The 24,743-nt window shown below is 70.0% G+C and carries 22 protein-coding genes; 15 read left to right on the top strand and 7 right to left on the bottom strand.

Annotated elements, in window-relative coordinates:
- Positions 1-109 precede the first annotated feature (109 nt).
- Positions 110-3,286 carry an EAL domain-containing protein gene (locus ACSHWB_RS08690; RefSeq protein ID WP_439661571.1) on the top strand — a complete coding sequence of 1,059 codons (3,177 nt, stop codon included), beginning with the start codon at positions 110-112 and terminating at the stop codon, positions 3,284-3,286.
- Here ACSHWB_RS08690 and ACSHWB_RS08685 read toward each other — a convergent pair.
- Complete coding sequence (locus ACSHWB_RS08685; RefSeq protein WP_439661570.1) at positions 3,248-4,798, bottom strand: bis-aminopropyl spermidine synthase family protein; 1,551 nt, start codon at positions 4,796-4,798, stop codon at positions 3,248-3,250. The genes ACSHWB_RS08690 and ACSHWB_RS08685 overlap by 39 nt on opposite strands.
- 132 nt (positions 4,799-4,930) lie before the next feature.
- On the opposite strand from ACSHWB_RS08685, the gene ACSHWB_RS08680 reads away from it, so the two are divergent.
- Genes ACSHWB_RS08680 through ACSHWB_RS08665 form a run of 4 tightly spaced genes read left to right on the top strand, consistent with a single transcriptional unit; the run spans position 4,931 to position 8,212 of the window.
- Positions 4,931-6,013, top strand: coding sequence for an ATP-binding cassette domain-containing protein (locus ACSHWB_RS08680; protein WP_439661569.1), 1,083 nt, complete (start codon positions 4,931-4,933; stop codon positions 6,011-6,013).
- Positions 6,010-6,648 (top strand): ABC transporter permease, encoded by a 639-nt coding sequence (locus tag ACSHWB_RS08675; RefSeq protein ID WP_439661568.1) that lies wholly within the window; start codon positions 6,010-6,012, stop codon positions 6,646-6,648. Before ACSHWB_RS08680 ends, ACSHWB_RS08675 begins: the two co-directional genes overlap by 4 nt.
- 5 nt (positions 6,649-6,653) lie before the next feature.
- A complete protein-coding gene (locus tag ACSHWB_RS08670; RefSeq protein WP_439661567.1) occupies positions 6,654-7,319 on the top strand; it encodes an ABC transporter permease in 666 nt (221 codons plus the stop codon).
- Positions 7,316-8,212 (top strand): glycine betaine ABC transporter substrate-binding protein, encoded by an 897-nt coding sequence (locus tag ACSHWB_RS08665; RefSeq protein WP_439661566.1) that lies wholly within the window; start codon positions 7,316-7,318, stop codon positions 8,210-8,212. Before ACSHWB_RS08670 ends, ACSHWB_RS08665 begins: the two co-directional genes overlap by 4 nt.
- A gap of 31 nt (positions 8,213-8,243) precedes the next feature.
- Here ACSHWB_RS08665 and ACSHWB_RS08660 read toward each other — a convergent pair whose 3' ends face one another.
- The 4 genes from ACSHWB_RS08660 to ACSHWB_RS08645 are packed head-to-tail and all read right to left on the bottom strand — an operon-like array spanning position 8,244 to position 11,329.
- A complete protein-coding gene (locus ACSHWB_RS08660; protein WP_439661565.1) occupies positions 8,244-9,209 on the bottom strand; it encodes a GNAT family N-acetyltransferase in 966 nt (321 codons plus the stop codon).
- A gap of 9 nt (positions 9,210-9,218) precedes the next feature.
- Positions 9,219-10,061, bottom strand: a complete 843-nt coding sequence (locus ACSHWB_RS08655; protein ID WP_439661564.1) for a haloalkane dehalogenase — start codon at positions 10,059-10,061, stop codon at positions 9,219-9,221.
- An 11-nt stretch (positions 10,062-10,072) separates the two neighbouring features.
- Positions 10,073-10,507 carry a MarR family winged helix-turn-helix transcriptional regulator gene (locus ACSHWB_RS08650; protein WP_439661563.1) on the bottom strand — a complete coding sequence of 145 codons (435 nt, stop codon included), beginning with the start codon at positions 10,505-10,507 and terminating at the stop codon, positions 10,073-10,075.
- 36 nt (positions 10,508-10,543) lie between these two features.
- Positions 10,544-11,329, bottom strand: coding sequence for an IclR family transcriptional regulator (locus tag ACSHWB_RS08645; RefSeq protein WP_439661562.1), 786 nt, complete (start codon positions 11,327-11,329; stop codon positions 10,544-10,546).
- Positions 11,330-11,442: 113 nt separating this feature from the next.
- Between ACSHWB_RS08645 and ACSHWB_RS08640 the strand changes: the two genes are divergently transcribed.
- The 8 genes from ACSHWB_RS08640 (at position 11,443) to ACSHWB_RS08605 (ending at position 20,639) form a co-directional block, all read left to right on the top strand.
- Positions 11,443-11,970 carry a SigE family RNA polymerase sigma factor gene (locus ACSHWB_RS08640; protein ID WP_439661561.1) on the top strand — a complete coding sequence of 176 codons (528 nt, stop codon included), beginning with the start codon at positions 11,443-11,445 and terminating at the stop codon, positions 11,968-11,970.
- On the top strand, positions 11,967-12,902 hold the full coding sequence (locus ACSHWB_RS08635) for a hypothetical protein (protein WP_439661560.1): 936 nt from the start codon (positions 11,967-11,969) through the stop codon (positions 12,900-12,902). Before ACSHWB_RS08640 ends, ACSHWB_RS08635 begins: the two co-directional genes overlap by 4 nt.
- Positions 12,903-12,975: 73 nt before the next feature.
- The gene (gene hutH, locus ACSHWB_RS08630; RefSeq protein WP_439661559.1) at positions 12,976-14,481 is read left to right on the top strand and encodes a histidine ammonia-lyase; all 1,506 of its coding nucleotides are present in this window, start codon (positions 12,976-12,978) and stop codon (positions 14,479-14,481) included.
- On the top strand, positions 14,481-16,121 hold the full coding sequence (gene hutU / locus ACSHWB_RS08625; protein ID WP_439661558.1) for a urocanate hydratase: 1,641 nt from the start codon (positions 14,481-14,483) through the stop codon (positions 16,119-16,121). Before hutH ends, hutU begins: the two co-directional genes overlap by 1 nt.
- Positions 16,121-17,290 carry an allantoate amidohydrolase gene (locus ACSHWB_RS08620; protein WP_439661557.1) on the top strand — a complete coding sequence of 390 codons (1,170 nt, stop codon included), beginning with the start codon at positions 16,121-16,123 and terminating at the stop codon, positions 17,288-17,290. Before hutU ends, ACSHWB_RS08620 begins: the two co-directional genes overlap by 1 nt.
- Complete coding sequence (locus ACSHWB_RS08615; protein WP_439661556.1) at positions 17,287-18,561, top strand: formimidoylglutamate deiminase; 1,275 nt, start codon at positions 17,287-17,289, stop codon at positions 18,559-18,561. Before ACSHWB_RS08620 ends, ACSHWB_RS08615 begins: the two co-directional genes overlap by 4 nt.
- Complete coding sequence (gene hutI, locus ACSHWB_RS08610) at positions 18,558-19,691, top strand: imidazolonepropionase (protein ID WP_439661555.1); 1,134 nt, start codon at positions 18,558-18,560, stop codon at positions 19,689-19,691. The genes ACSHWB_RS08615 and hutI overlap by 4 nt, the downstream gene beginning before the upstream one ends.
- Positions 19,692-19,757: 66 nt before the next feature.
- Positions 19,758-20,639, top strand: a complete 882-nt coding sequence (locus tag ACSHWB_RS08605; RefSeq protein ID WP_439661554.1) for a hypothetical protein — start codon at positions 19,758-19,760, stop codon at positions 20,637-20,639.
- Positions 20,640-20,769: 130 nt separating this feature from the next.
- Here ACSHWB_RS08605 and ACSHWB_RS08600 read toward each other — a convergent pair whose 3' ends face one another.
- Complete coding sequence (locus ACSHWB_RS08600; RefSeq protein ID WP_439661553.1) at positions 20,770-21,942, bottom strand: S8 family peptidase; 1,173 nt, start codon at positions 21,940-21,942, stop codon at positions 20,770-20,772.
- 178 nt (positions 21,943-22,120) lie between these two features.
- On the opposite strand from ACSHWB_RS08600, the gene ACSHWB_RS08595 reads away from it, so the two are divergent.
- Complete coding sequence (locus ACSHWB_RS08595) at positions 22,121-23,005, top strand: XRE family transcriptional regulator (RefSeq protein WP_439661552.1); 885 nt, start codon at positions 22,121-22,123, stop codon at positions 23,003-23,005.
- A gap of 52 nt (positions 23,006-23,057) precedes the next feature.
- Entirely contained in the window at positions 23,058-24,050 is a 993-nt protein-coding gene (locus ACSHWB_RS08590) for an aldo/keto reductase (RefSeq protein ID WP_439661551.1), read from the top strand.
- Positions 24,051-24,095: 45 nt separating this feature from the next.
- On the opposite strand, the gene ACSHWB_RS08585 is transcribed toward ACSHWB_RS08590, so the two are convergent.
- A complete protein-coding gene (locus tag ACSHWB_RS08585; protein ID WP_439661550.1) occupies positions 24,096-24,626 on the bottom strand; it encodes an RICIN domain-containing protein in 531 nt (176 codons plus the stop codon).
- Positions 24,627-24,743: the final 117 nt, after the last annotated feature.

Raw genomic sequence — 24,743 nt, 5'->3', positions numbered from 1 at the left:
CTCCTCGGGTGTTCACCCGAGGAGAGGGTTCGTGTTTGCCGCCGTTCGGGTGCCGTTGTCGTGTCCACTCGAATTGCCGCGGGCGGTGAATGCGGGAGAGGGTGGGCCGGTGCCCAAGTGGGTGGGACGCGCGACGGTGGTGAACGGCCGTGGACGGACGGCTGTCCCGGTGAACGGGAAACCCCCGATGACGCTGGACGGGCTGACCCTGCCCGACGCGCCGTCGTTGCTCGTCGACGCCAAGGGTGTCGTCATGCAGGCGAACCCCTCCGCCGTGGAGCTCGCCGCCGCTCAGGGAGCCGACGACCTCGTCGGGCATCCGCTCAGTGAGATCCTCCTCGGCCACTCCGCCGACCTGCGGTTGCTGCGCGCGGACGGCACCGAACTGCCGGTGCGCGTCGCCCGGCACGCCGTTCCCGGCACGGGCCTGCAGGCCGTTCTGCTGATCGACGTCTCCGACCTCGCCTCCGCCGCCGACGAGCTGCGCGACGAACAACGCCGGCTGCGCAAGGTGCAGCGGGTCGCGAACCTGGGCTCCTGGGAGTTCGACCCCGGCACCGGCCTGACCGTCTGGTCGGACACGCACTACGAGCTCCTCGGCCTCGAACGCGGCGCCGTCGTACCGGGCGCGCAGGCCGTGCTCGACGTCGTGCACCCCGACGACTTCACCATGGTCGAGACGTACTGGCACGGCCGCGAGATCACCGGCGACCCGATCGACATCGAGTACCGGATCGTCCGCCCGGACGGCCAGCTGCGGTGGATCCGCGGTGTCGCCGAGGCGCGGCTGGACGACGCCGGCGCCCTGGACAAGATCACCGGCTACATCCGCGACATCACCGAGTCGAAGCGCGCGGCCACCGACCTCGCCCAGGAACGGGCGCGGCTGCTGGAGGCGCAGCGCATCGCCCGCATCGGCAGCTGGGCCTACGAGACGGGCACGCGCGCCGTGCACCGCAGCGAGGTGCTGCTGGAGATGTTCGCCGAGCTCGGCATGACGCCCGACGACGACCTGCTCAGCGGCGTGCACCCGGACGACAGGGAAGCCGTCAAGGAACTGCGGCACCGGCTGCTGCACACCTCCGACGACGCCCCGGTCGAGGTCGAGGTCCGCAGCGAGATCGGCGAGCGCGTCTACATGTGCCGGGCCCGTGCGGAGATCGCGCCGTCCGGCCGCATCGAGCGCTACCACGGCACCATCCAGGACATCACCGAGGCGCGTGCGCTGGAACGCCAGATGCGCGAGGACCGCCGAAGACTGGCGGACGCGCAGCAGGCGGCCCGCCTGGGCATGTGGGAGTGGAACCCCGGCACCGGCGAGGTCGTCTGGTCGGACATGCTGCGCGAGCTCTTCGGCCTGCCCGCGGAGCTTCCCGGCAGCTACCAGGCGTACCTGGACCTCGTGCACCCCGAGGACCGCGGCTGGGTCGACGACCTGTGCCGCCAGCTGGTGGTGGACGAGGTCGCCTCGCAGTTCGAGCACCGCGTGGTGCGCCCGGACGGCTCGCCGCGCATCTTCCGCTGCCACGGCATGATCGTCCACGACGCGCGCGGCAAGCAGCTCGCCGTCGGCACCGCCCAGGACGTCACCGAGCAGCGCGCCGCAGAGGCCCGCATGAAGCGCTCCTCGCAGCGGTTCACCGACCTCGTGTCCGTGACGCCCGTGGGCATCGGCCTGTTCGACGACGGCGAACGTCTGGTCGACGCCAACGACGCGTTGTGCGACCTGCTCGGCATGGAGCTGGAACAGCTGCGCGGCATGACCGCCGAGCAGCTCACCCACCCCGAGGACACCTCACCGGGCCTGCAGTGGGCCGCCGAGCGCACGCAGAAGATCCCGCAGCGCATCCTCGTCCGCCCGGACGGCGAGAAGGTCTACTGCGAGCTGCACATCGCGTTGTCCGTGCAGGACGACGGCCGCCGCTTCTGGCTGATCGTGTTCCTCGACATCACCGAACGACGCCGCGCCGCGGAGGCGTTGCGGCACCAGGCGACCCACGACGAGCTGACCGGCCTGCCGAACCGCGCGCTGGTGAAGGAGATCCTCGGCAAGTTGCTGGAGGGCCCCGGCCGCGCCAAGGTCGCCGTGTTCTTCTGCGACATCGACAACTTCAAGCGCGTCAACGACTCCCTCGGCCACGACGCCGGCGACGAGCTCCTGGTCGCTCTGGCGCGAAGACTGGAAGGCGGCCTGCCGGACGGCTGCACCGCCGCCCGCCTGTCCGGCGACGAGTACGTGATCATCTGCGAGGACATCGACTCGGTCGGCGGCGTCGACGCCCTGGCCACGCGCGTCGCCTCGTTGCTGCGCACTGCCGTCCCGGTGCACGGTCAGCTGGTCCGCGTCTCGGCCTCGATCGGCGCCGCCGTCCCGAACGGATCGCGCGCCAACGGTGCCGACCTGCTGCGGTTCGCCGACGCCGCCATGTTCGAGGCGAAGCGCGCCGGTGCCGGACGTGTCTCGCTGGCCTCGGCCGCGTTGATCGCCTCCGCAGACCGCCAGGTGCACCTCGAAGGCCAGCTGCGCGACGCGTTGCAACACGACGGCCTGGTGCTGCACTACCAGCCCGTCGTCGGCGTCGACGGCGCCGTCCTGACCGCAGAGGCCCTGGTGCGCTGGCCGCATCCGGACCGCGGCATGTTGCCACCGGACGTGTTCCTGCCCGTCGCCGAACAGGGCGACCTGATGCGCGAGCTCGACCGCTGGGTCCTGCGCACGGCCTTGAAGGAGGCCGCGACCTGGCCCGCGCCCGACGGCCGTCCGGTGTCGGTCGCCGTGAACCTCGCCGGTCTCGTACCGGGCGATCCCGAGTTCGTGGACATCGTGTCGACCGCGATCATGGAGTCCGGCGTCCCGTGGGAACGCGTGGTGCTGGAGCTGGTCGAGACGGCGTTCGTCGACCTGCCGTCCCGCGTCCGCCAGTCGATGGACGAGCTCGTGAAGCGCGGCGTGCAGTTCGCCGTGGACGACTTCGGCACCGGCTACTCGTCGCTGGCCCGCCTCAAGGACCTGCCGGCGCAGATCATCAAGGTGGACCGCCGCTTCGTCTCCGGCGTGGGCAACGACTCCTCGGACTTCGCCGTCGCCCGCGCCGTGGTCGACATGGCCCGCGCGATGGGCCGCAAGTGCGTCGCTGAAGGCGTGGAGACCGCGACTCAGTTCCACGTGCTGCGCGGGGTCGGCGTGGACGCGTACCAGGGTTGGTTGTTCTCGCGTCCGGTGCCGCCCAAGGAGTTCCGCGCGGTGCTAGCCCTCGGCCCGCTCCACATACCCCGCGCTGGCTGAGACCTCCGGCAGGAGCGCCGCGATGCGGTGCTTCGGCAGGTCGATCAACCGCAGTTCGAGGTCGTCCTGGGTGACAGCGGCGTTGTCGACGATCTCCGCCGCCTGCCGTTTTGTCAGCACGCCCTGCGACGCGGTGATCAACGCTTCGCGCCAGACGTTGCGCAGCTTGCCGTGCGCCTTCATCAGGACCTCGCGGACCGTGCGCTCGCCCAGCGATAACGTGCCCGTCAGAACCTGATCGGCGACGACGATCGTGGTCTTGCCATCTGGGTTGTTGCGCAGGAACTTCAACTTGAACCTGGTCGCCACCAGCTCCTGCAGTTCCTTCTGCCCGGCTTCCGACGACACCGCGGGGTGGTTGTTCGGCACCAGGCACGCCAGCCGCGCCGGCGACGACGCCAGCAGCGTGCGCAGCAGCCAGGGACCGGGATCCGCTGACAGGTCAACGGCCAGCGACGCCGCCCCCTTGCCCACGGGCTCGGCCCAGCCCGCGTTCCGCGGCTTCGGCGGCGGCGAGGACTCCGGGCGCGGAGCCAGCTCCGACAACGCTGCCAAGGCTTCCTGGGACGGCCCGGAGGACTCCACGGACTGCGCGCCGTGCGTGTAGATCCGCGTGCCACCGGACACCGCGCGCCGTCCCGTCGGCCGGCACACGTACAGGTCCGCGGCGGACCCGATGGCCTGCGCGCCGTCGAAGCGGTGGAACGCGGGCAGGATCGCCTCGAACACCAGCCCGAGCTTCTGCAGTTCCTGCTGCACCTTCAACCCCAGCGCGGGCGTACGATCCGAGAACCCGTAGGCCAGCAGCAAACGGCCGGAAGCGATGTCCTCCAACGCCTCGACGCCACGGCCGGCGAACAGCCCCATGCCCTCCGGTGAGTAGGGCGGGTCGCTGAAGACCAGGTCCGCGGACTCGACGACCGCCGAGGGCAGACCGAAACGCATGTCGCAGTGCAACGTCCGGATGTCGTGCCCACGCGCGGAAGCCCGCGAGTCGATGAACTCCAGCAGCCGTTCGTCGAGGTCCACGACCGTGATCGACACGTGCGGGTTCACCGCGGCGACGGCCAATGACGTGAGGTCGTGGTCGCCCAGGCACAGCAGGCGCTTGCCCGCCAGGTCGTAGGTGGAGTTCAGCCACACGGCACGGTTCAGCGCGGTCTCCGCCGTCGCCTGCACGTGGTCCAACGAGGACAAAGGAGCCGGCACGTCGGCGATGTCCACGAGGATCTGCCGCAGCACGTCGGTGTGGTCGCGCACACCGGAAACGGCGAACTCCGCGCGGTACGAGGCCACCAGACCGGGCGCGATGCGGTAACGATCGTCTGAAGATTCGACGTCGTCGCCCAGCGCCTTGAGCAGGTCCTGCACGGTGCGGCGGGGAACCGCGGGCAGGCGCACGAGTTCTGCCAGCGGGTGCCAGTCCTCGCTGAGCAGGGACAACACTTCACGGAGCTTGCGGGCGTGCACGCCGCGCTCCGCCACCAACTGCCGAACCTGGTCGATCGTCACAAGACGTAAACCATACGGCCCGTCACATAGTGGAACGCTGTGCCGGGGTACGCCGAACGAGTTAAGGTCTTTGGGATCTACATCCAGGGCGGCCCAATCGGGGTGGTCGTCACGACCGGAGGGATCCGAAGGGTGATCGAGTTCCGGGCCGTAACCAAGCGGTTCGAGGACGGGACCATCGCTGTCGACGAGCTCGACCTCGCGGTCGAGGCGGGCACCATCACGGTGTTCGTCGGTCCTTCCGGCTGTGGCAAGACGACGTCGCTGCGCATGGTGAACCGCATGATCGACCCCACGTCGGGCACGATCCTGGTGGACGGCAAGGACGTCCTCACCGTGGATCCGCCGACGTTGCGGCGTGGCATCGGCTACGTGATCCAGCAGGCGGGGCTCTTCCCGCACCGGACCGTGCTCGACAACATCGCGACCGTCCCTCTTCTGTCCGGTTGGGACAAACGCAGGGCCCGCACGCGTGCGGCGGAGCTGCTGGAGATCGTCGGGCTCGACGCGAACTTCGGCAAGCGCTACCCGGCCCAGCTCTCCGGTGGACAGCAGCAACGCGTGGGTGTCGCCCGTGCGCTCGCGGCGGATCCGCCGGTGTTGCTGATGGACGAGCCGTTCAGCGCGGTCGACCCGGTCGTCAGGGAGGACCTGCAGAACGAACTCCTTCGTCTGCAAGCGGAACTCGACAAGACGATCGTGTTCGTCACGCACGACATCGACGAGGCGCTCAAGCTCGGCGAGCGCGTCGCGGTGTTCCAGACGGGCGGGCACCTCGCCCAGTACGCGCGGCCCACCGAGCTGCTGGCCGCGCCCGCCAACGACTTCGTGGCCTCGTTCGTCGGACGGGACCGCGGCTACCGCACGCTCACGTTCCTGCACGCGGACGTGCCCGTGCACCCCGTCGCCACGGCCAAGCTCGGTGAGCGGATCACGGTCACGGACTGGACGCTCGTGGTCGACGAGCAGAACCGGCCGAAGGGCTGGTTGTCCGGTGTGGACGGTGAGGTCGAGGTCGCGGAGAAGGACCTGATCTCCGGCGGCTCGCTCTACGACGGAACGACGTTGCGCGGTGCGCTCGACGCGGCGCTCAGCTCGCCGTCCGCGCTCGGTGTCGTGATCGACGACGGCGGCGCGGTGACCGGTGTGGTCAGGGCCGACGACGTCATCAAGGCACTCGCGAAGGCCCGCGCGGCGGGTGAGGTCCCGAAGTGACCTGGATTTTCGAGAACTGGGAAAGGTTCTGGGAAGTCACCGAGGTGCACCTGCGGCTCTCCGTCGTGCCGGTGCTGATCGGTTTCGTGCTCTCCATCCCGCTCGGGTGGTGGGCGAGCCGGTCGCAGACGGCGCGCGCGGTGCTCTTCCCGTTCGCCAACATCCTGTTCACGATCCCGTCCATCGCGCTGATCGTGATCACGCCGGTGCTGATCGGCGTGAAGATCCTCGACGAGATCAACGTCATCGTGCCGCTGGCGGTCTACACGCTGGCGCTGATGATCAGGTCGGTCGCGGACGCGCTGTCCGCGGTGCCGGGCAACGTCGTCGCCGCGGCGAACGCGATGGGGTTCCGGCCGTTGCGGCGCTTCCTCACCGTCGACTTCCCGCTGGCGCTGCCGGTCACGATCGCGGGTCTGCGGGTCGCGACGGTGTCGAACATCAGCATGGTGAGCGTGGGCGCGCTCGTCGGGCTCGGCGGGTACGGCCAGCTCTTCACCGAGGGCTACCAGACCGACCACACCGAGAAGGTCCTCGCGGGTCTCATCGGGACGGTCGTGCTGGCGGTGCTCGCGGACGGGCTGCTGTTGCTGATCGGACGGCTGCTCACGCCGTGGGCACGGGCGGGGAGGTGAGCTGAATGGGTGGCTGGCTCTTCGATCCCGCGCACTGGTCCGGCACGACCGGGATCCCGGTGCGGTTGGCCGAACATCTCGGCTACACGTTGCTGACCCTGGTGATCGCCGCGCTCATCGCGATCCCGCTCGGCGCGTTCGTCGGGCACACCGGCAAGGGCGGGTTCGTGATCGTCGGGCTCTCCAACGCGCTGCGGGCGCTGCCGACCACGGCGGTGCTGATCCTCGTGGTGCTGTGGGCGGGTCTGGGTGACTTCCCGGTGTACGTCGCGCTGGTGCTGCTGGCGATCCCGCCGATCATGGCGGGCACGTACGCGGGCGTCCGCGCGGTCGACCCCGTGACCGTCGACGCCGCGAGGGGTGTCGGCATGCGCGAGTCGGGCGTGCTGCTGCAGGTGGAGATCCCGAACGCGCTTCCGTTGATCTACGGCGGTTTCCGCGGCGCCGCACTGCAGGTCGTCGCGACCGCCACCATCGCCGCCTACACCGGCGCCGGTGGTCTGGGCAGGCTCGTCTTCGACGGCCTCGCCCTGCAGGATTTCGGGCAGATGCTCGCCGGCGCGGTGCTCGTGGCACTGCTCGCCGTTCTCGTCGACCTGGGGTTCGCCGGCCTGCAACGGCTGACGGTCTCGCCAGGGCTGCGTCCAGTGGGAACCGGAGGAAAGAAATGAAGCGCATCGCGACAGCCGTCGCTGCGGTCATGCTTCTGTCGGCGTGCGGCGGTGATCCGCTGACCGGAGGCGGGAACAACCCGGCCCCGACGGACACCATCGTCGTGGGCTCCGCGAACTTCCCGGAGTCGCGACTGCTCTCGGAGATCTACGCGGAAGCGTTGTCCGCCAAGGGCGTCAAGGTCTCGAAGAAGCCGAACATCGGCAACCGGGAGCTGTACTTCAAGGGCGTGCAGGACGGCTCGATCGACCTGATCCCCGAGTACACGGGCGTGCTTCTCAAGCACGTCAACAAGGAGGCGCCCGAGGTCGGCTCCGACGAGGTCTACGCCGCGCTGAAGAAGGCGCTGCCGGCGGGCCTCATCGTGCTCGACAAGTCGTCCGCCGAGGACAAGGACGCGGTCGTCGTCACGAAGCAGATCGCGGCCCAGTACAGCCTGAAGTCGCTCGACGACCTCGTGCCGTACTGCAAGGACCTGGTCTTCGGCGGCCCGCCGGAGTTCCAGAACCGCCCGGACGGCCTGCCCGGCCTCAAGGCCAAGTACAACTGCGAGTTCAAGGAGTTCAAGGCGCTCGACGTCGGCGGCCCGCTGACCGTCGCCGGCCTGAAGGACAACACGGTGCAGGCGGCCGACCTGTTCACGACGGACGCGGCCATCGAGGCCAACGAGTTCGTGGTGCTGGAAGACCCGAAGAACGTCTTCGCCGCGCAGAACGTGCTGCCGCTGATCAACGAGAAGAAGGCGTCGCAGCAGGTTCGCGACACGCTCAACGCCATCGCGAAGAAGCTCGACACGAAGACGCTGCTGGAGCTCAACCAGAAGCTGTCGTCGCCGGACAAGCCGGAGCCGGAGAAGGTCGCCAAGGAGTGGCTCGCCTCCGCGGGCATCTGATCGGACTCGGAGAACCGCCGGCCCGCAGGCCTCACGCCTGCAGGTCGGCGGTTTTCGCTTGTACAGCCAGGTAGACGTAGATGTCCTCGTAGCCGAGCGAGTGGTTCACGCGGAGCATGTGCTCGTTGCCGCTGCTGGTGCGCGTGAAGATCTGCTCGACGCCGGTCAGGTCGTGCAGCATGCGCGCTTTGACCAGCCTGCCGAGGCCCTTGCCGCGGTGAGCGGGCAGCACGACGGTCTCCAACTGCTCGGCGATGCTGGGAACCACGGGGTTCAGCTGCACCACCGTGACCGCGGCGACCTCGCCCTCGTGCAGCAGGAGCAAGACGCGGTTGTCGGCGGTCTCCTCTTCCCGCCGGACGCTCTCGACCGTGCTGTGCCCGCTGGCGAGTGCCGTTTCGCCGAACGGCGCGTCCGCCATCGCGTTGAGCCCGTCGACGTACGTCTCGACGAACTCCTCCGGTGCCGCACCCCTCCACGTGACCAGCTCGTACCCGTCCGGCACCGCTCTGGTCTCCGGCGGCTCGCCGAGAACCAGTCGTTGTCTCGTCATGGACGTGATGACGCGGAACCCGCGTGCGGCAGCGAAATGCTCACCCGGACTGCCCTGGAACACGCTCCACGACTCGATGACGGTTCGCCCGCTCACCATCGCCGGCACCTCGCGGAGCAGCGCCGTGCCGATGCCGCGGCGGCGGTGTCGCGGCAGCACCAAGACGGTGACCATGGCGAGGTGTGCGTTGGCCTCGGCCGCGGAGATCTTGACCTGGACGAAGCCGACGATCTTCCCGGCCTCCCGCGCGACGGCGAACCGCGGCGGCTCGAAGCCGAGCTCGTCCGGTGACGTCCACCTGGCGGCGCGGTCCTCGAACGGCGGTGGGTCCTCGTCCGGGACGTTCTCGACCGCCCAGGCCGTCACCACGTCGTAGAGACCACGCCGGTCGTCCTCGGACGCGGACGCGGACGCGAAGTCCAGTTCCTCGATCAGTGCCCCCATGCACCCGATCTAAGCAAGATCGTGCCGCTCTGCCCAGGACGCGATCGCCGCCGCGATCTCCTTCGGCCGGTCCTCCTGCGCGTGGTGCCCTGCCTCGCCGCAGCCGACGACCTCCAGTGCGGCGACGTTCTCCCGGCACCACGCGGTCAGCTCGGACTCGATGAGCAACGTCGGCGACTTGTCGAAGGTCAGCAACAGCTTCGGCACCGGCGAGTCGCGCAGCCACGCGCCGTAGGCCTCCATGCGGGGGATCAGCGCCGGAGGTTCGCCGTCGACCGGCAGTTGCTGCGCCCACGCCAGCACGGGCCGGCGGCTCTCCCGGTCCGGGAACGGCGCCAGGTACACCTCCAGGTCCTCCGGGGAGACCGGCGTGCGCACGCCGCCGGTGAACGCCTGGCGCACCATGGTGTCGTTGTCCAGCGCCATTTCCTCGGCCAGACCGGGCGTGCGGAGCCTGCGCATCCGTTCCTGCGCGGCCGGCTGGAGCTCGCTCTTCTTCAGCGGCTTGACCATCGTTTCGAAGAAGGCGGTTCCGGCCACGCGCGACGGGTGCCGGGCAGCCCAGTCGAACGCGAGCGCGCCGCCCCAGTCGTGACCGACGAGGACCACGCGGTCCAGGTCGAGAGCGTCGAACCACGCGTCCAGGTACCGCGCGTGGTCGTCGAACGTGTAGTCGAGGACGGGCTTGCCGGATCTGCCCATGCCGATGAGGTCGGGGGCGAGTCCGCCCAGCTCCGGCAGCACGTTGCGCCAGATGTGCGACGAGGCGGGGTTGCCGTGCAGGAAGACGAACGGCGCGCTGCCGGACGACTCGTGGTGCATGGTCGAGTCGAGGACGGGGACGACGGGCATCGGAAGGCTCCTCAGTCGAGTGGGACTTCGAGCAGCGCGGTCAGCTCGCGGGACAGCTCCGCCGTGCGGTCGCCGGAGCGGCCCCCCAGTGGTTCCAGCAGGCGGTCCAGCAGGTCGCGCACGACCTCGATGGCGGGGCCGGCGACGTCTCGGCCGCTGTCGGTCAGCGTCAGCCGCACAGTCCGGGTGTCGACGGTGTCGCGAGTGCGCGCGATCAGCCCCGACGCCTCCAGGGCGCGCGCCAGCTTCGAGACGTACAGCGGTTCGAGGCCGGTGTGGTCGGCCAGTTCGCGTTGCGAGGGCCTGTCCAGGGCGACCAACGACGACAGCACCACGTACTGGGCGTGCGTCAGGCCGTGCGTCGTCAACGCCCGGTCAACCGCTGTCCGCCACTTCATCGCCAAACGCCACACGAGGTGCCCAGGCGTCGCTCCCGCACTGCTCATGGCAGATACGGTACATAGCTACTATGTACATGGCTACTAAATAGCCACCACGTGACCGCCGATCCGGACCGTCAGCTCCTCTGCGGCCTTGCGGACCTCCTTGGCCAGGTCCGGCCAGGTCGAACCGCAGGGCGTGTCGCAGACGTGCCGGAACGTCAGCGTGATGGCCGCGATCGGCCGTTCGCCGTGGTCGAACACCGGCGCCGCCACCGAGGCGAACCCCGCCGTCACGAACCCGTCCTCGACCGACCAGCCCTGGCGGCGTTCCTGTGTCAGCAGCCTGCGCAGCGCCGGGAGGTTGTGCGGCCCGCGCCCGGTCCTGTCGACGAACGCGGCTACGGACGGCAGCAACGCCCTGACCTGCGCCGGAGGGAGGTGGGCCAGCATCGCGCGACCGGAGGCCGTCAGGTGGGCGGGCAACCGGACGCCCACGTCGGACACGATCGACTGCGGCTGCCGCGGCTGCTCGCGCACGAGGTACAGGGCCTCCGCGCCGTGCAGCACGCCCAGGTGCGCGACCTTCTCCATCCGGTCGGCGAGCTTGCGCAGCAACGGGCGGGCCAGGCGTTCCAGCGGGTCGTGCCGCAGGTAGGCGGAGCCGAGCTCGAACGCCGCGACGCCCAGGCCGTAGCGCTTCTCCTCGGGGAAGTGCGTCGCGAAACCGGCCTCGGTCAGCTCCGAGAGCAGGTGATAGGTCGTTGACCTGGGAAGATTGAGCTCGCGCGCCACCGACGCCGCGGAGACGGGCCCCGGTCTGCCCGCGAGCAGCCGGAGGACCGCCAACCCTCGCCGAAGCGCGGGAACGTCACTGCTGCTGCCCACAACAGTGATTTTCCCACGTGATGCAGCCCACGCCGTTACGACATCAGGGCACACTCAACGGAACAGGCCTGGCGTGCGTTAGAGGGGCGTGACGGTTTTGAAGGGGGTCGGGATTGACACCGAGTTTCGATGACTTCGTGGCAGAACAGGTGACCCCGTTGCTGCGCTATGCCACCGTGCTCACGTGCGACCCGCACCTGGCCCAGGACGTGGTCCAGGAAGTCCTGCTGCGGGCGCAGCAGAAGTGGGACCGCATCGGTTCAGTCGACCTCCCCAACGCCTACGTCAAGCGCATGGTGACCAACGAGTACCTCTCGTGGCGCAGGCGCAGGGCCGCCAAGGACGTCGCACTCTGCATGACGACCCTTGAGTCCGTCACCCCGCCCGTCGGCGACAAGACGCACCACTACGACGAGCGGGAAGCAATGTTGCAGCGGATCGCGAAGCTGCCCCGCAAACAGCGGGCCGCCGTCGTGCTCCGCTACTACGAGAACTACGAGGACTCGGAGATCGCACAGATGCTCGGTTGTGCCGAGGGAACAGTGCGCAGCCACATCTCGCGTGCGCTGGCCACACTCCGCCTGGACCACACCCCGGAGCCCGCTGGTGTCGGGTTGCGGGTAGGGGAGGGCCTGTCGTGAACGACACCGAACAGCTCATCAAGGACGCGCTCGGCAAACTCGCCGAACGCACCCCGCATCCGGGGCCGACGCTCAACGCCCTGCGGCGCAAGCACAAGCGGCAGCGGAACAACATCTTCCTGATCGCCACGGCCGGCATGGCCGCGGTGGTCGTCCTGATCTTCGCGGGCGTCGTCGCCAGCGACAGGTACGCACCGCCGAACCCGAACGACGCCGCGGCGGCGCTCGCACCCGGCGGGACCGGCTCGCTCAAGTACCAGCCTCACTGGCTGCCGGACGGGTTCGGCGAGGCCCTCCGCGCCGCGCACGACGGCCGCACGGCGCGCGTCTGGGTGCCGGCGGACGCCTCGCCGGAGGCCCCGCACGCCGACGGCCCGCGGATCCAGCTGGCCAGCGGCCAGAGCTACGAGGGCGGCACGAATCAGTGGCAGGACACGACCGTGCGCGGCCTCAAGGCCCGTGTGCAGGTGAACGGCGGCACCGCGGTCGTCGAGTGGAAGGCGCAGGACACGCTGTTCGTGCAGGTGCAGGACGTGGGCGATCCGAGGGAGACGGCGATGCGCGTCGCGGACTCGGTGCGTGCGGACTCGGACACGAACTTCCAGGCGCCGTTCACGTGGAGGGGCAAGCCGGCGGACGAGTTCAGCGGCTCCAGCCCTTCCGACTGGCGCGCCAAGGTGAGCGCCGCCGAGATCGAGGTGGGGGTGACCTCGCGCACGCCGAACTACAGCGGCGCGCCGACCACCCCGGTGACGGCACGGGGCAAGCAGGGGGTCGTCGTGGACGGCCGGGTCGTGGCGGTGCAGGAGGGCAGCCTCTGGATCACCGCGATCAGCTACGGAGCCACCAAGCCGGTGGACGAGCTGGTCGCGGCGGTCAACGACGTCGAGCTCGCCTCGAACGCCGACACCGGCTGGATCCGCAAGAAGTAGTCCGTCTGGGGTCCCAGACACCATCGGGCGCTCCGGGGTCGCTGACTCGGCTCCGGAGCGCTGTGATGTCTCCATGCGACAACCGGTGGAGCTGGGTCCGAAGCCTCTGACCCTCGAGGACGTGCACGCCGTCGCCCGCGACGGCGCCCCGGTGGAGATCACCGCGGCGGCCCGTGAGGCGGTCACCACCGCCCGTGGCCACATCGAACAGCTCGCCACGGCCGAACGCCCCACCTACGGCGTCTCGACCGGGTTCGGCGCGCTCGCCGTCCGGCACATCCCGCCGGACCGCCGTGCCCAGCTGCAGCGGTCGCTGATCCGCTCGCACGCCGCCGGTGCCGGGCCCGAGGTCGAACGCGAGGTCGTGCGGGCGCTGATGCTGCTGCGCCTGCGCACGCTCTCGACCGGCCACACCGGTGTCCGGCTGTCCACTGTGGACGCGATGGCCGGGATGCTGAACGCCGGCATCACGCCGATCGTGCACGAGTACGGCTCGCTGGGCTGCTCCGGCGACCTCGCGCCGTTGTCGGCGAGCGCGCTGGCGCTGATGGGCGAGGGCATGGTCCGCAACGCCCGCGGTGAGCTGGTGCCCGCAGCCGAGGCGCTCGCCGAGGCCGGCATCGAACCGGTGCAGCTGGCCGAGAAGGAAGGCCTCGCGCTGATCAACGGCACCGACGGCATGCTCGGCATGCTGTCGCTGGCGATCGCCGACCTGACCAGGCTGCTGGACATCGCGGACCTCACGGCCGCGATGAGCGTCGAGGCCCTGCTGGGCACCGACCGCGTCTTCGAGCCCCAGCTGCACGCGCTGCGACCGCACCCCGGCCAGAACCTGAGTGCTGCCCGGATGCTCGCGTTCCTCAAGAACTCCGAGATCGTCGCCTCCCACCGCGGACCGGACTGCACCCGCGTGCAGGACGCGTACTCGCTGCGCTGCTCCCCGCAGGTGCACGGCGCGGCCCGCGACACCGTCGCGTACGCGGCGACGGTGGCCGACCGCGAGCTGGCGTCGGTCATCGACAACCCCGTCGTGCTGGCGGACGGCCGCGTCGAGTCCAACGGCAACTTCCACGGCGCCCCGGTCGCCTACGCGCTGGACTTCCTGGCCATCCCGCTCGCGGACGTGGCCTCGATCGCCGAGCGCCGCACCGACCGCATGCTCGACGTCTCGCGCTCGCACGGCCTGCCGCCGTTCCTCGCCGACGACCCCGGCGTCGACTCCGGCCACATGATCGCCCAGTACACGCAGGCGGCGATCGTGTCCGAGCTCAAGCGCCTGGCCGTGCCGGCGTCCGTCGACTCCATCCCGTCCTCCGCCATGCAGGAGGACCACGTGTCGATGGGCTGGTCCGCCGCCCGCAAGCTGCGCAAGGCCGTGGACGGGCTCACGACCGTGCTGGCCATCGAACTGCTGACCGCCGCGCGGGCGCTCGACCTGCGCGCGCCCCTCAAGCCCGCCCCCGCGACGGCCGCCGCCGTGGCGAAGCTGCGCGAGACCGTCGAGGGCCCCGGTCCCGACCGCCACCTCGCCCCCGAGATCGCCGCCGCCGAGGCCCTGATTCGAAGTGGAGCCCTGTAATGGTTGTTCGCGCTGACCGCGGCACCGAGCTGACCGCGAAGAACTGGTCCACCGAGGCCGCGCTGCGGATGTTCCACAACAACCTCGACCCGGACGTCGCCGAGCGTCCAGAGGACCTCGTCGTCTACGGCGGCACCGGCAAGGCCGCGCGCGACTGGCCGTCGTTCGACGCGATCACCCGCGAGCTCAAGAACCTCGAAGCCGACGAGACGCTGCTCGTGCAGTCCGGCCGTCCAGTCGGCGTCATGCGCACCAACGAGTGGGCGCCGCGCGTGCTCATCGCGAACTCGAACCTCGTGCCGGACTGGGCGAACTGGCCCGAGTTCCGCCGCCTGGAGGCCGAGGGCCTCACGATGTACGGGCAGATGACCGCCGGTTCGTGGATCTACATCGGCACCCAGGGCATCCTGCAGGGCACGTTCGAGACGTTCGCCGCCGTCGCCACCAAGCGCTTCAACGGGACGCTCAAAGGCACGCTCACGGTCACCGCTGGCCTCGGCGGCATGGGTGGCGCGCAGCCGCTGGCCGTGACGATGAACGAGGGCGTCGCGCTGTGCATCGAGGTCGACCCGCACCGCGCGCAGCGTCGCCTGGAGACCCGCTACCTCGACGAGGTGGCGGACGACCTGGACTCGGCGATCGAGCGCGTGCTGGCCGCGAAGGCCGCCGGTGAGGCCGTTTCCGTCGGTGTCGTGGGCAACGCGGCCGAGATCCTGCCCGAGCTGCTGCGCCGCGAGGTCGCGATCGACATCGTCACGGACCAGACCTCCGCGCACGACCCGTTGGCGTACCTGCCCGTCGGTGTCGCGCTGGAGGACTGGGCGTCGTACGCCGCCGCGAAGCCCGAGGAGTTCACCGACCGGGCGCGCAAGTCGATGGCCGCGCACGTCGAGGCCATGGTCGGGTTCATGGACCGCGGCGCCGAGGTGTTCGACTACGGCAACTCGATCCGCGGCGAGGCGCAGCTCGGCGGGTACGACCGCGCGTTCGCGTTCCCCGGCTTCGTGCCCGCCTACATCCGGCCGCTGTTCTGCGAGGGCAAGGGCCCGTTCCGCTGGGCAGCGCTGTCCGGCGACCCCGCCGACATCGCCAAGACCGACGCCGCGATCCTGGAGCTGTTCCCGGAGAACGAGCAGCTGCACCGCTGGATCAAGATGGCGGGGGAGCGCGTCGAGTTCCAGGGCCTGCCCGCCCGCATCTGCTGGCTCGGCTACGGCGAGCGGCACCTCGCCGGCCTCAAGTTCAACGAGATGGTGGCGTCCGGCGAGCTGTCCGCGCCAATCGTCATCGGCCGCGACCACCTCGACTGCGGCTCGGTGGCCTCCCCGTACCGCGAGACCGAGGCGATGGCCGACGGTTCCGACGCGATCGCGGACTGGCCGCTGCTCAACGCCCTGGTCAACACGGCTTCCGGTGCCACGTGGGTGTCGATCCACCACGGCGGCGGCGTCGGCATCGGCCGCTCGATCCACGCCGGTCAGGTCACGGTCGCGGACGGCACCGAGCTGGCCGCGCAGAAGATCGAGCGCGTGCTGACCAACGACCCCGGCATGGGCGTCATCCGGCACGTGGACGCCGGGTACGACGAGGCGAAGACGGTGGCAGCGGACAAAGGCGTCCGCATTCCGATGGAGGGCTGATGCTCGACCAGATCGCGGACGTCGGCAAGGACCTGAAGCGCGGCGGCTACTCGCGCCACGGTTACAACAAGCCCGAACTCGAACTGCGGCACTGGTTCGTCGAGCAGGCGGTCCGGCGCGGTCTCAACGTCGAGACCGACCAGAACGGCAACCTCTGGGCGTGGTGGGGCGAGCGCGGCGACAACGCGCTCATCACCGGCAGCCACCTGGACTCGGTGCCCGGTGGCGGCGCGTTCGACGGCCCGCTGGGGGTGACGTCGGCGCTGGAGGCCGTGGACCTACTGCAGGCCAAGGGGTTCAAGCCCGCCCGGCCGTTCGCGATCACGGTCTTCGCCGAGGAGGAGGGCGGCCGGTTCGGTGTCGCGTGCCTCGGCTCGCGGCTGCTGACCGGCGCCATCTCCCCGGAGAAGGCGTTGGCGCTCAAGGACCCCGACGGCATCACGCTCGCCGAGGCCATGAAGGCCGCCGGTTACGACCCCGATCTGGTCGGTCGTGACGAACGGGCGTTGAAGCGCATCGGCCAGTTCGTCGAGCTGCACGTCGAACAGGGCCGCGGCCTCACGGTCCCGGTCGGTGTGGCGAGCAGCATCCTCGCGCACGGCCGGTGGCGCTTCACGTTCTCCGGCGAGGGAAACCACGCCGGAGCCACGTTGATCGAGGACCGCCGCGACCCGATGCTCCCGGCGTCCCAACTCGTCCTCGCCGCCAGGAAGGCGGCCAGGGCAGGCGGGCGTGCCACCGTGGGAAGGCTCGTCCCCAACCCCGGTGGCACCAACGTCATCGCGTCCACTGTGGACGTCTGGCTCGACGCGCGGGACAGCGACGACGCGCGCACCCGTGCGATGGTCGCGGAGATCTCCGAGGCGGCCCACCAGGCCGCCAAGGAGGAGGGCTGCGAGCTGCGGATCACCGAGGAGTCGTACGGCGACACGGTGTACTTCGACAGCGGGCTGCGGGACGACATCGCGGGCGCGCTCGGTGGCGTTCCCGCGCTGCCGACCGGTGCGGGCCACGACGCGGGCATCCTCGCCGCGCACGTGCCGACCGCGATGTTGTTCGTGCGCAACCCCACCGGCGTGAGTCACGCGCCGGAGGAGTTCGCCGAGCAGGCCGACGTCGACGAGGGCGTCAAGGCGCTGGCCGCGACCATCGAACACCTCGGCTCATGAACTTCTGGTGCGAGCGGGCCTGGTTGCCCGCCGGACTTGCCGAGCGCGTCCTGATCAGGGTCGAGAACGGCGTGATCGCGAACGTGTCCACAGTGGACACGATTCCGCTCGGCGTGCGCAGGCTGCACGGCGTGGTCGTGCCGGGCTTCGCGAACGCCCACTCGCACGCGTTCCACCGGGCGCTGAGAGGCCGCACGCACGACGGCGGCGGCACGTTCTGGACGTGGCGCGAAGGCATGTATGCGCTCGCGTCGAAGCTCACCCCGCAGTCGTACTACCGCCTGGCCCGCGCGGTCTACGGCGAGGTGGCGCTGGCCGGGGTGTCGGCGGTGGGCGAGTTCCACTACGTCCACGACAGGTCGAACGAGTTCGGGTACGCCCTGCGCGAGGCCGCCAGGGATGCCGGCATCCGCCTCACGCTGCTCGACACCTGCTACCTCGCGGGCGGCATCGACCAGCCCGTCAACGAGGTGCAGCAACGCTTCTCCGACGGCACGGCCGAGGCGTGGGCGTCCAGGGTCGGCGAACTGAAGCCCGACGACGTGATGCGCGTCGGTGCCGCGATCCACTCGGTCCGCGCGGTCCCGCGGGCCGAGCTCTCCGTGGTGGCGCAGGCGTTCCCGGACGCGCCGCTGCACGTCCACCTCTCCGAGCAGCCCGCCGAGAACGAGGCCTGCCTCGCCGCCTACGGCCTCACACCGACCGCGCTGTTGTACGAGGCCGGAGCGTTGTCACCCCGCACCACGGCCGTGCACGCCACGCACCTGACGGCCGACGACATCGCACTGCTGGGCGACTCCGGCACCGGAGCGTGTTTCTGCCCGACGACCGAGGCGGACCTGGCCGACGGCATCGGCCCCGCCCGAGAACTGGCCGACGCGGGCAGCCCGTTGTCGCTGGGCAGCGACCAGCACGCGGTGATCGACCCGCTGCTGGAGACCAGGGCTCTGGAGCACAACGAACGCCTCCGCACCGGTCAGCGAGGCCGTTTCTCGCCGTCCGAACTGCTCGGCGCCGCGACCCGGCACTCCGCGCTCGGCTGGGACGGCGGACGCATCGAGCCGGGCGCGCCGTGCGACCTCGTGGCGATCAGCTGCTCGACACCGCGCACCGCGGGTTCGTTGCCGCAGCAGGTGCTCCTGTCGGCGACGGCGTCCGATGTGGACACCGTGGTCGTCGGCGGCCGGGTGGTCGCGAGCGGTGGCGTGCACGAGACCCTGGGAGACGTCGGCAGGCTGCTGGCGGACGCGATCGAGGAGCTGTGGGCATGAGCGTGCTGATCACCGGCATCGGTGAGCTGACCACGAACAGCGAGGTCACCGGTGACGCGCTGGTCGTCGACGGCTCGGAGATCGCCTGGGTGGGCGACGCGCGCGACGCCCCCGCGGCCGACGAACGCGTCGACGTCGAGGGCCGCGCGGTGCTGCCCGGCTGGGTGGACAGCCACACCCACCTGGTCTTCGCGGGCGACCGCACCGCCGAGTTCGGCGCGCGCATGGCCGGCAAGCCCTACACCGCGGGCGGCATCGCCGTGACCGTCGACGCGACCCGTGCCGCGACCGACGAGGAGCTGGCCGCGGTCCTGCGCAGGCACATCGCCGAGGCTCTGAAACAGGGCACGACGTTCATCGAGACCAAGACCGGCTACGGACTGAACGTGGCCGACGAGGTGCGGTCGGCCCGCATCGCCGCCGGGCAGGCCGACGAGGTCACGTTCCTCGGCGCCCACCTCGTGCCGCCCGGCCAGGACGCCGACACCTATGTCGACCTGGTCCGCGGCGAGATGCTCGACGCCGTCGCACCGCTCGTGCGCTGGGCGGACGTGTTCTGCGAGAAGGGCGCCTTCGACTACGACCAGTCGAAGGCGGTGCTGCAGGCGGCCGCGGCGAAGGGCCTCGGCCTGCGCGTCCACGGCAACCAGCTCGGCGAGGGCCCCGGCGTGCGGCTGGCCGTGGAACTCGGTGCCGCCTCGGTGGACCACTGCACGTATTTGTCGGCGTCCGACATCGACGCGCTGGCGTCGTCGGACACCGTCGCCACGCTGCTCCCGGCGTGCGACCTGTCGACCCGCCAGTCGCTGCCGCCCGCCCGCGCGCTGCTGGACGCCGGTGCGACGGTCGCGCTCGCCAGCAACTGCAACCCCGGCTCGTCGTACACCTCGTCGATGGCGTTCTGCGTGACGACAGCGGTCCTGCAGATGCGGATGAGCGTCGAGGAGGCGGTCTGGGCGGCGACGGCGGGCGGGGCCCAGGCGTTGCGGCGCACCGACGTCGGCGTCATCAGGCCTGGTGCACGGGCGGATCTGCACGTGCTGGACGCACCCTCGGTCACGCATCTGGCTTACCGGCCGGGAGTCCCTTTGACGCACTCGGTGTGGCGTCAGGGCGAACGCGCCAATTGAGACAGCGGTCTCATTGCCCTCCGTGTGGGCCTACTGGCGGAAGGTGCGGGGCCGTACGGTGTCCCCGTGGTGGATTTCGCGGAGGCCCTGACGAAAGCCGTCGACAACAGCGGCCTCAGTCTCGAACGCATCCAGCACCATCTGGCCGCACGAGGCATGCAGGTGAGCATCTCGACGCTCAGCTACTGGCGCCGCGGCCGCAGCAGGCCGGAACGCCCGGAGTCGCTGAAGGTCGTCGCCGCCCTGGAGGAGCTGCTCGACCTCGGTGAGGGCTTCCTGACCGACCGGCTGGGCGACAAGCGTCCGCGCGGGCGCTGGGTGGACCAGTCGCTGACTCTCGAGGACATGTGGGACTCGCGGGCCACCGACCTCGGTGAGGTCATGTCGCGGATCGACCGGCTGCAGCCGACGGCGACGACGTACCTGAGCGTGCAGGACCGGCAGGTCGTCGGGCCGGACCGCCGCGAGGTCTCGAACCACTGCACCGGCGTGATCCAGGCGCTGGAGGACGGCGTCGACAGGTTCCTCGCGATCCAGCTGGCCGACGCCACGGACCTCGGCGTGCCGTCGATCGAGGCGGGGCCGCCGTGCCGGCTCGGGAGGGTCCGCAGCGAGGACTCCACCGGGTTCCTGGTCGCGGAGATCCTCTTCGACCGGATGCTCAGGGCGGGCGAGACGGCGCTGGTCGACTACTGGGTCCGGATGAGACCCGGCGCGGACAGCGAGGTCTGCGACCGGCGGTTCCTGCGTCCGGTGAACGACTACACGCTGCAGATCGACTTCCATCCGGACGCGGTGCCTGCGCGGTGTTTCCAGTTCGCGCGGCCGTCGTTGCACGAACCGGAGACCGCGCTGAACGACCTGTGGATCGGGACGACGGCGTCGACGCACATCCACGTGCGGAACTCGAAGCCCGGAATCTATGGAGTGCGGTGGGAGTGGGAGTAGCCGCTACTCCCACTCCCACCGCAAGCGCCCCCAGTCGAGACGATGCGCTCGGCCGAGCCGCATTCGGCCTGCTCATCAAGGGCGCCCAGGATGGCCGTCGCCGCTGCAGGGTGGCGGCGACAGCGAGTTCCTAGACCTTCAGCAGCAGGTTCGGTGAACCCGTCTTGATGTCGGTCAGCTTGTTCGGCGTCGCGGCACGGACCAGGGCGTCGCGCACCTGGGCCGGCGTGGCGGACGGGTTCGCGCTCAGGTAGAGCGCGGCCGCTCCGGCGACGTGCGGGGAGGCCATCGACGTGCCGCCCATGGACCGCGTGCCGGTGTCGTTGCTGTGCGAGGCGCTCACGATGTCGCTACCCGGTGCCCAGATGTCGAGGCACTTGCCGTAGTTCGACGAGCCGGCCGTCCAGATCGAGCGCTTGTCCGCGCGGTCCGACGCACCGACGGTGATCGCCTCCGGCGTGCGGGCCGGGGTGAAGTTGCACGCGTCCTGGCCGCTGTTGCCGCCCGCCAGCACGTAGGTGATGCCCGCGCCGATGGAACGCTTGACGGCGTTCTCCAGCGAGGCGTTCGTGCCGCTGCCGCCGAGGCTCATGTTGACGACGGCGGGCTTCTTGCCGTTGGCCGTCACCCAGTCGATGCCGCGGATGATGCCGTCCCACGCGCCGCTGCCGTTGCAGTCGAGCACCCGGACGCCGACGAGCTTCGCCTTCTTCGCGACGCCGTAGGTCTTGCCCGCGACCGTGCCGGCGACGTGCGTCCCGTGGCCCTGGCAGTCCTGCGCGACCGCGTCGTTGTCGATGAAGTCGTAACCGTCGGAAGCACGGCCCTCGAATTCGGAATGCGTTTTCCTGATTCCGGTGTCGAGAACGTACGCCGTCACGTTCGACGCGGTGTTCGGGTAGGTGTAGGACTGGCTGAGCGGCAGATTCGCCTGGTCGATCCTGTCGAGACCCCAGACCGGGTTCGACTGCGTGGCCTGGATCGTGGCGACCGTGTTGCGCTCGACGAATTGGACGTCCGGGTCGGCCGCGAGGCGGCGCGCCTGTCGTTCGGACATTCCGGTGACCGAGAACCCGTTCAGCGCGGTGCTGTAGGTGTGCTTCACGTTGCCCTGGTAGCGGGACGCCAACGCGCTGGCAGGGGTGCGCGCTCCGTCCTTCAGGACCACGATGTAACTGCCCTCGACCGCCTGTGCGCCCGCACCGGGGAGCACTGCTTCTTCAGCGATCGCGGTGGGCGTCCACATAGCTGTGGAGGCAATGCCCAATGCCGCAGCGATGGCGACATGACGCCGAAGTGCCATGGGGTTCCTCCTGGCAGGGAATGAACTGGGGAACACCAAGAAACTAACGCGAGTTGTGCTCTGCATAACAGGTTCGAAACTTCAGTTCTCAATACTGTCAAAACTGTGTCGACACCGTTTTCGTGCACGCCCCGTCGCCGGACGAGCCGGATTCGATCACGGGCCGTAGCATTCGGGAGTGGCGGAATTCGCTGACGCGTTGTCGAGGGCACTGGAGGCGAGCGGCCTCAGCCTGGAGCGGATCCAGCGCCACCTGGAGTCGCGTGGCGTGCAGGTGAGCCTGTCGACGCTGAGCTACTGGCGGCGTGGCCGCAGCCGGCCGGAGCGCCCGGAGTCGTTGCAGGCCGTCGCGGTGCTCGAGGAGGTGTTGCGGCTCGATCCCGGCGCGTTGACGGGGCAGCTGGGCGACAAGCGCCCGCGTGGCCGGTGGGTCGAGCGCGTCGCCGCCCTGGAGGGGATCTGGCAGGAGGCCGCCCTCGACCTGGGCCGTGCCATCACCCGCGTCGACCACCTCACCGCCGCGCCCGCGAAGTACCTCTCGGTGCGGGACGTGACGGTGATCGGGCCGGACCGGCGCGAGGTCGAGATGCGGTCCAGCGCGGTGATCGAGGCGTTCGAGGACGGCGTCGACCGGATCCTGGTCTCGAAGACCGCCGACGAGACCGATCGCTCTCCCGGCGAGATCACCGCGCTCAGGTCGTGCCGCATCGGCAGGGTGCGCCGCGACGAGGAGAACAAGCTGATCGTCGCCGAGGTCATCCTCGACCGCGTGCTGCGGGCGGGCGACACCGCTCTCGTGGACCTGCGGATGATCGCCGATCCCGGCGCGGACAGCTTCTCCGCCGACCGCACGTTCGTCCGCGCACTGCGCGAGTACGTGCTGGAGGTCGAGTTCCACCCGGACGCGGTTCCCGTGCGGTGCAACAGCTTCTACCGGACCGAGCCGGGCGCGCCGGACGTGGACACGGGCGAGCTCTGGATCGGTACGACCGCCTCCGCGCACGTGGTGGTGCACGAGGCGTCAGCAGGCCATGTCTACGGCATCCGGTGGGAATGGGAGTAGCTGGAGCAGCTCCACGTGGCACACCGCCTCCACGCGAGGCAGGGTGAGAGTCATGGAGTACACCAACCTCGGTCGCAGCGGCCTGTCCGTCTCCCGCCTGTGCCTCGGCACGATGAACTTCGGTCCCGAGACGTCCGAGGCCGACAGCCACGCGATCATGGATCGCGCCCACGAGCACGGCCTGAACTTCTTCGACACGGCCAACGTCTACGGCTGGAAGAAGGGTGAGGGGGTCACCGAGAACATCATCGGCAACTGGTTCGCCCAGGGCGGCACCCGCCGTGAACGGACCGTCATCGCCACCAAGCTCTACGGCAGCATGGGCGACTGGCCGAACGAGACCAAGCTGTCGGCGCTGAACATCCGCCGCGCCGCGGACGCGTCGTTGAAGCGCCTGCAGACCGACTACATCGACCTGTACCAGATGCACCACGTCGACCGCGAAACGCCGTGGGACGAGATCTGGGAAGCCTTCTCCGTGCTGCGCCAGCAGGGCAAGGTCATCTACTTCGGCTCGTCCAACTTCGCGGGCTGGCACATCGCCCAGGCCCAGGAGGCGGCCCGCACGCGCGGGTTCCTCGGGCTGGTGTCCGAGCAGTCGATCTACAACCTGATGACCCGCTGGGTCGAGCTGGAGGTCCTGCCGGCGGCCAAGCACTACGGCCTCGGCGTGATCCCGTGGTCGCCGCTGCACGGCGGTCTGCTCGGCGGCGTGCTGCGCAAGCAGCGCGAGGGCGGCACCTCCCGCAGCGCCTCCGGCCGTTCCGCGGACGCGCTGGAGAAGTACCGCGACACGATCGACGCGTACGAGAAGCTCTGCGCGGAGATCGGCGAGGACCCGGCCAACGTCGGCCTCGCGTGGCTGCTGCACCAGGACGGCGTGACCGCGCCGATCATCGGCCCGCGCACCGCCGAGCAGCTCGACAACTCGCTGCGGGCGGCCGAGCTGAAGCTCGACGCGGACGTGCTGGCGAAGCTCGACGAGCTGTTCCCGGCACCGGCCCCGAACGGGTCGAAGCCGGCCCCGGAGGCCTACGCCTGGTAGTTCCGGCCGTGGGTGGCCGGTTCACGGCCACCCACGACCGTCAGGTCAGCGCAGGACCCGCGTCCACTGCTGCGCGACGCCGCCGTAGCAGCCCCACTGGTAGATCGCGCCGCCGTTGTGGTTCTGGCCGGGGTTGGCGTCGAGGCAACGGCCGGTGGCCGCGTTCTGCAACGTCAGGCCCTGACCGTTCCACGGCCGCCACTGCTGCGGGGTGCCGCCGTGACAGGGCCAGACGTAGACCTGGCCGCCGTCGCGGTTGTCGCCGGGATTGGCGTCGAGGCACATCGTGGTGTTGAGCACCGGCCGGATGGTGGTGTCGCTGAAGACCAGCCACTTCTGCTCGTCCGTGCCGTCGTAGGACCACTGGCGGATCGCGCCGCCCGGGTTGCTCACGGTCGACCTCAGCGCTTCGAGAGTGCGGAACGGGCTGAACCCGACGTGCAGCGTGAACGGCCCGGACACCGCCATCGCACCCACGCCGGGAGGGCTCTGGGCCTGACCCTGGGCGGTGGCGAGCGCGGTACCCGACAACGTCATCGCGATCGCTGCGGCAGCGACCATCGTCTTCTTGAACAAGACTCCCCCTCGGAGTTCTCGCTGATGTGACCTGACGATCTTCGCGGCCGCACGAGGGGGAGTGCCTGAGCATCGGGGTGCTCAAAAACGTTGGCGAACAATCAAAAGCCCGCCAAA

The organism is Lentzea sp. HUAS TT2 (assembly GCF_051853195.1).
Lineage (GTDB): Bacteria > Actinomycetota > Actinomycetes > Mycobacteriales > Pseudonocardiaceae > Lentzea.
The sequence above is the reverse complement of the archived record's forward strand: the minus strand, read 5'-3'. Positions and strand labels throughout refer to the sequence as shown.